General features: G+C 48.4%; 5 protein-coding genes. 4 read left to right on the top strand and 1 reads right to left on the bottom strand.

Translation table 11 applies throughout. The features are described from left to right. From rpsG to rpsJ, 4 genes are all read left to right on the top strand, one after another. Positions 1 to 434 (top strand): 30S ribosomal protein S7 (gene rpsG, locus IQ242_RS15620; RefSeq protein ID WP_193960596.1); only part of this gene is annotated, 434 nt, incomplete at its 5' end. A 142-nt stretch (positions 435 to 576) separates the two neighbouring features. Beyond that, positions 577 to 2652, top strand: a complete 2076-nt coding sequence (fusA, locus tag IQ242_RS15615; protein ID WP_193960595.1) for an elongation factor G — start codon at positions 577 to 579, stop codon at positions 2650 to 2652. 145 nt (positions 2653 to 2797) lie between these two features. Next, positions 2798 to 4027 carry an elongation factor Tu gene (tuf, locus tag IQ242_RS15610; protein WP_002771996.1) on the top strand — a complete coding sequence of 410 codons (1230 nt, stop codon included), beginning with the start codon at positions 2798 to 2800 and terminating at the stop codon, positions 4025 to 4027. A gap of 90 nt (positions 4028 to 4117) precedes the next feature. Beyond that, a complete protein-coding gene (rpsJ, locus tag IQ242_RS15605; RefSeq protein WP_002740287.1) occupies positions 4118 to 4435 on the top strand; it encodes a 30S ribosomal protein S10 in 318 nt (105 codons plus the stop codon). Between the two features lie 214 nt (positions 4436 to 4649). Here rpsJ and glyQ read toward each other — a convergent pair. Continuing rightward, the coding region (gene glyQ, locus IQ242_RS15600) for a glycine--tRNA ligase subunit alpha (protein ID WP_193960594.1) at positions 4650 to 5451 on the bottom strand (802 nt) is incomplete at its 5' end.

The raw sequence follows: 5451 nt of genomic DNA, 5'->3' as shown, positions 1-5451 counted from the left end.
CCCCCGATCCCGTTTACAATAGCTGTTTAGTCAGCATGACTATCCGCCGGATCATGCGATCGGGCAAAAAATCCCTGGCCGCTAACATCGTTTACGATGCCCTGAAAACCGTCGGCGAACGTACCGGTCAAGAACCCCTAGAAGTATTTGAAAAAGCCGTTAAAAACGCCACTCCTCTAGTGGAAGTGAAGGCCCGCCGGGTCGGTGGAGCCACCTATCAAGTCCCGATGGAAGTACGCAGTAATCGCGGTAGTACATTGGCACTACGTTGGTTAGTCCATTATGCCAGAACCAGAGGCGGCAAAACCATGGCAGGTAAACTAGCTAACGAGATCATGGATGCGGCCAATGAAACCGGCGGCACGATCAAAAAACGGGAAGAAACCCACCGGATGGCAGAGGCAAACAAAGCCTTTGCCCACTATCGTTACTAAAAAGATACTTTAAAGATACTTTAAGGGCGGTGGACCACACTGCTGCCGCCAAAAAACTGTCAAGAAAAGTATAGAATTGTAAATAGTGTAAAAAATCCTAGAACAAAACCCCATCACTGGCAAGCAAAGCAAGGAGGTTGCTGTGGCACGGACTATCCCGCTAGAGAGAGTGCGAAACATCGGAATCGCGGCTCACATAGACGCGGGCAAAACAACGACAACAGAAAGAATCCTGTTCTACACGGGAGTCGCCCATAAACTGGGTGAAGTCCACGACGGAACGGCAATTACCGACTGGATGGAACAGGAACGGGAGCGGGGAATCACCATCACCGCCGCCGCCATCAGTACCAGTTGGCAAGATCATCGCATCAACATCATCGATACCCCTGGCCACGTCGATTTCACCATTGAAGTGGAACGTTCCATGCGGGTACTCGATGGAGTAGTAGCGGTTTTCTGCTCTGTTGGTGGTGTACAACCCCAATCGGAAACCGTCTGGAGACAAGCCGATCGGTACAAAGTACCCCGGATTGCCTTTATCAACAAAATGGACAGAACGGGAGCGAACTTCTTCAAAGTTTACGAACAATTAAGAGATCGCCTCAGAGCTAACGCCGTTCCCATCCAAATGCCGATCGGCGCAGAAAGCGAACTGAGCGGGATCGTTGATCTCGTCAAGATGCGCGCCTATATATATAAGGACGATCTAGGGAAAGACATAGAAGAAACCGACATTCCCGAAGACTTATTGAAAAAGGCCGAAGAATTCCGTCTGCAGCTAGTGGAAGCTGTAGCGGAAGCGGATGAAGAACTCCTAGAAAAATATCTAGAAGGTGAAGAACTCACCGAAGCCGAAATCAAACGCGGTCTCAGAGAAGGGACGATTGCCGGTACAATTGTTCCCGTACTCTGCGGTTCGGCTTTCAAAAACAAAGGGGTACAACTGCTCCTCGATGCCGTTGTCGATTACCTACCCTCACCCTCGGAAGTAGCCGCCGTTAAAGGGATTCTTCCCGATGGCAGCGAGGCAATCCGGGAAGCCAAGGACGATGCGCCCTTCTCCGCTCTCGCCTTCAAAATCATGGCCGATCCCTTCGGTCGTTTAACCTTCCTACGGGTCTATTCCGGTGTACTAGCTAAAGGCAGCTACGCCTACAACTCCACCAAAGGAACCAAAGAACGGATCGCTCGCCTGATCGTCCTCAAATCCAACGAACGGATCGAAGTGGATGAACTGCGCGCCGGTGATCTAGGAGCGGCGATCGGACTGAAAAACACCATTACTGGGGATACCCTCTGTGATGAGAAAAGCCCGATTATCCTAGAATCCCTCTTTATCCCCGAACCGGTTATCTCCGTGGCGGTGGAACCGAAAACCAAACAGGACATCGAGAAACTCAGCAAAGCTCTGCAAGCTCTCTCCGATGAGGATCCCACCTTCCGGGTCAAAGTTGATCCCGAAACCAATCAAACGGTAATCGCCGGGATGGGAGAACTGCATCTGGAAATCCTGGTCGATCGAATGCTCCGGGAATACAAAGTCGAAGCAACCGTGGGTGCTCCCCAAGTTGCCTATCGGGAAACTGTGCGGAAACCTGTACGGGCCGAGGGTAAATTTATCCGTCAAAGTGGCGGGAAAGGACAGTACGGCCACGTCGTCATCGAACTCGAACCGGGTGAACCGGGATCTGGCTTTGTCTTCGTCTCCAAAATTGTCGGTGGTGCTATCCCCAAAGAATACATCAACCCGTCAGAACAGGGGATGAAAGAAGCTTGCGAATCGGGGATCGTAGCGGGTTATCCTGTCATCGACCTGAAAGCAACCCTGGTAGATGGTTCTTTCCACGATGTGGATTCCTCCGAGATGGCCTTTAAGATTGCCGGTTCCATGGCGATCAAGGAAGCGGTGATGAAAGCTGCCCCCGTTCTCCTAGAACCAATGATGAAAGTCGAAGTGGAAGTACCCGAAGACTTCATCGGTAACGTCATCGGTGATCTTAACTCCCGTCGGGGACAAATCGAAGGTCAAGAAACCGAGACCGGCATCGCCAAAGTCTCCGCTAAAGTTCCCCTAGCGGAAATGTTCGGTTACGCCACTGATATTCGCTCCAAAACCCAAGGACGCGGCATCTTCACCATGGAATTTAGCCATTACGAAGAAGTCCCCCGCAACGTGGCTGAGGCGATTATCACCAAAAGTAAAGGGAACGGCTAATCAGTGACCAGTGAGCAGTGATGACAAACCGATCATTTAAATTCGATCGGTCAACCCGAATAACTGCTAACTTAAAACTGGTCTCTGGTAACTGATTACTGTTCACCCACCTGAAGAAGAAAAAAAACAAAGGAACAGAAAGTAAATGGCACGCGCTAAATTTGAACGGACGAAACCCCACGTTAACATCGGTACGATCGGTCACGTTGACCACGGCAAAACTACCCTCACCGCCGCTATCACTATGACCCTAGCAGCCCTAGGTAATGCCAAAGCTAAAAAATACGATGAAATCGATGCCGCTCCCGAAGAAAAGGCTCGCGGGATCACCATCAACACCGCTCACGTTGAGTACGAAACCGCTGATCGCCACTATGCACACGTGGACTGCCCCGGCCACGCCGACTATGTAAAAAACATGATCACCGGTGCGGCACAGATGGACGGTGGTATTCTCGTGGTCTCGGCTGCTGATGGCCCGATGCCCCAAACCCGGGAACATATCCTGCTGGCTCGTCAGGTGGGTGTACCTAACCTGGTGGTCTTCCTCAACAAAAAAGATATGGTGGATGATGAGGAATTACTGGAACTCGTGGAACTGGAAGTGCGCGAACTTCTCACCAATTACGACTTCCCCGGCGACGATATCCCCATTATTGCCGGTTCGGCGAAAGAAGCCCTCGACTACATGACCAAAAACCCCAAAGCCCAAAAAGGCGAAAACGAGTGGGTAGATGCGATCTATGAATTGATGGACGCGGTGGATAGCTATATCCCCACCCCCGAACGGGCGATAGATAAACCCTTCCTGATGGCGGTAGAAGACGTATTCTCGATTACTGGTCGGGGGACGGTGGCTACCGGTCGGATCGAACGCGGTAAGGTGAAAGTGGGTGATAACGTGGAATTAGTCGGGATCAAAGCAACTCGCCCCACCACCGTCACCGGGATCGAAATGTTCAAGAAAAGTCTGGACGAAGGGATGGCCGGTGACAACGCAGGTATCCTCCTGCGTGGTATCCAAAAAGATGAAATCGAGCGCGGCATGGTGATCGCTAAACCGGGTACAATCAAACCCCACACCCAGTTTGAAGGTGAGGTGTATGTGTTAAGTAAAGAAGAGGGTGGTCGTCACACTCCTTTCTTTAAAAACTATCGTCCTCAGTTTTATGTACGGACAACCGACGTAACTGGCACTATCCAAGACTACACCGCCGATGATGGCAGCAGCGTAGAAATGGTCATGCCGGGAGACCGGATCAAAATGACCGTGGAACTGATCAACCCGATCGCTATTGAACAGGGTATGCGCTTCGCTATTCGCGAAGGTGGTCGCACCATCGGTTCTGGCGTTATCTCGAAAATTATCAAGTAGGCTAATCTACTAATTAACGGGGCAGTGAATTTAAAAGCTGCTCCGTTACTGTCTTTATCTCGTACCTTGACAATTGCAATAGGTGAAATTATGGCTACATTACAACAACAGAAAATTCGCATTCGTTTGAAAGCTTTTGACCAGCGCTTACTCGATACTTCCTGTGAGAAGATTGTCGATACTGCCAATAGAACTAACGCCACAGCGATCGGACCGATTCCCCTACCGACAAAAAGAAAGATTTATTGTGTCCTGCGTTCCCCTCACGTTGACAAGGACTCCCGTGAACATTTTGAAACCCGCACCCATCGCCGCATTATTGATATTTACCAACCCTCTTCTAAGACAATCGATGCTTTGATGAAATTAGATTTACCCGCAGGGGTTGATATTGAAGTTAAATTGTAAAAAATGCCAAAAAGATGTTATCGCTAACATCTTTTTTTCTTAGAGACTCTTTGTTATACCAAATCCGTTTTTAATGGTCTGATTAACTCCCACGTTATCGATTGTTTCTCACCACTCTCCCATAACTTTTAAATAGGATTTTTTATAAAAAAAAGTTATTAAAAGGAGTCCAATACAATTGGTAGGGGTACATCACCAAAGATGCCCCCGATTGCTAAACCGTTTGTAGGGGAAAACCTAAAGCTTCCCGTTGCTGTAAATACAATTGAGCAACCTGTCGAGCTAAATTGCGAATTCTGCCGATATAACGGGTTCTTTCAGCTACAGCAATCACACCTCTAGCATCGAGTAAATTAAAAGTATGGGAACATTTGAGAACATAATCTAGACTGGGAATCACCAGAGAGCGATCGATTAATTGTTTAGCTTCCTGTTCATATAAACTGAATAAACTAAATAATAACTCAGGATTAGAAGCCTCAAAATTGTAGGTACATTGTTCGATCTCATTTTGCAGAAAAATATCGCCGTAGAGGATATTTTCATTCCATTGAATTTTATTAATTGCCTCTACATCTTGCAGATACATGGCTAATCTTTCTAAACCGTAGGTAATTTCGATCGCCACGGGACGACAATCGATACCTCCACACTGTTGAAAGTAGGTAAATTGGGTGATTTCCATACCATCTAACCACACTTCCCAACCCACACCCCAAGCGCCGAGGGTGGGAGATTCCCAGTTATCTTCCACGAAGCGAATATCGTGATCTTCTGGGTTAATTCCTAACACCCGCAGGGAGTCTAAATAGATTTCCTGAATATTATCAGGAGAGGGTTTAATTAGGACTTGATATTGATAGTAATGCTGAAAACGATTGGGATTTTCGCCATAACGGCCATCCGTTGGACGACGACAGGGTTCCACATAGGCAACGGCCCAAGGTTCCGGACCAATTGCCCTTAAAAAAGTGTGGGGACTCATGGTTCCCGCACCTTTTTCGGTATCATAGGGT

It is taken from the genome of Microcystis sp. LEGE 08355 (genome assembly GCF_015207185.1).
Taxonomy (GTDB): domain Bacteria; phylum Cyanobacteriota; class Cyanobacteriia; order Cyanobacteriales; family Microcystaceae; genus Microcystis; species Microcystis panniformis.
This window is presented reverse-complemented; position numbering and strand designations above follow the sequence as displayed.

Bases quoted from the DNA above. Each gene is read 5' to 3' on its own strand.
- tuf (WP_002771996.1), top strand. From the start codon at position 2,798: ATGGCACGCGCTAAATTTGAACGGACGAAACCCCACGTTAACATCGGT.
- rpsJ (WP_002740287.1), top strand. From the start codon at position 4,118: ATGGCTACATTACAACAACAGAAAATTCGCATTCGTTTGAAAGCTTTT.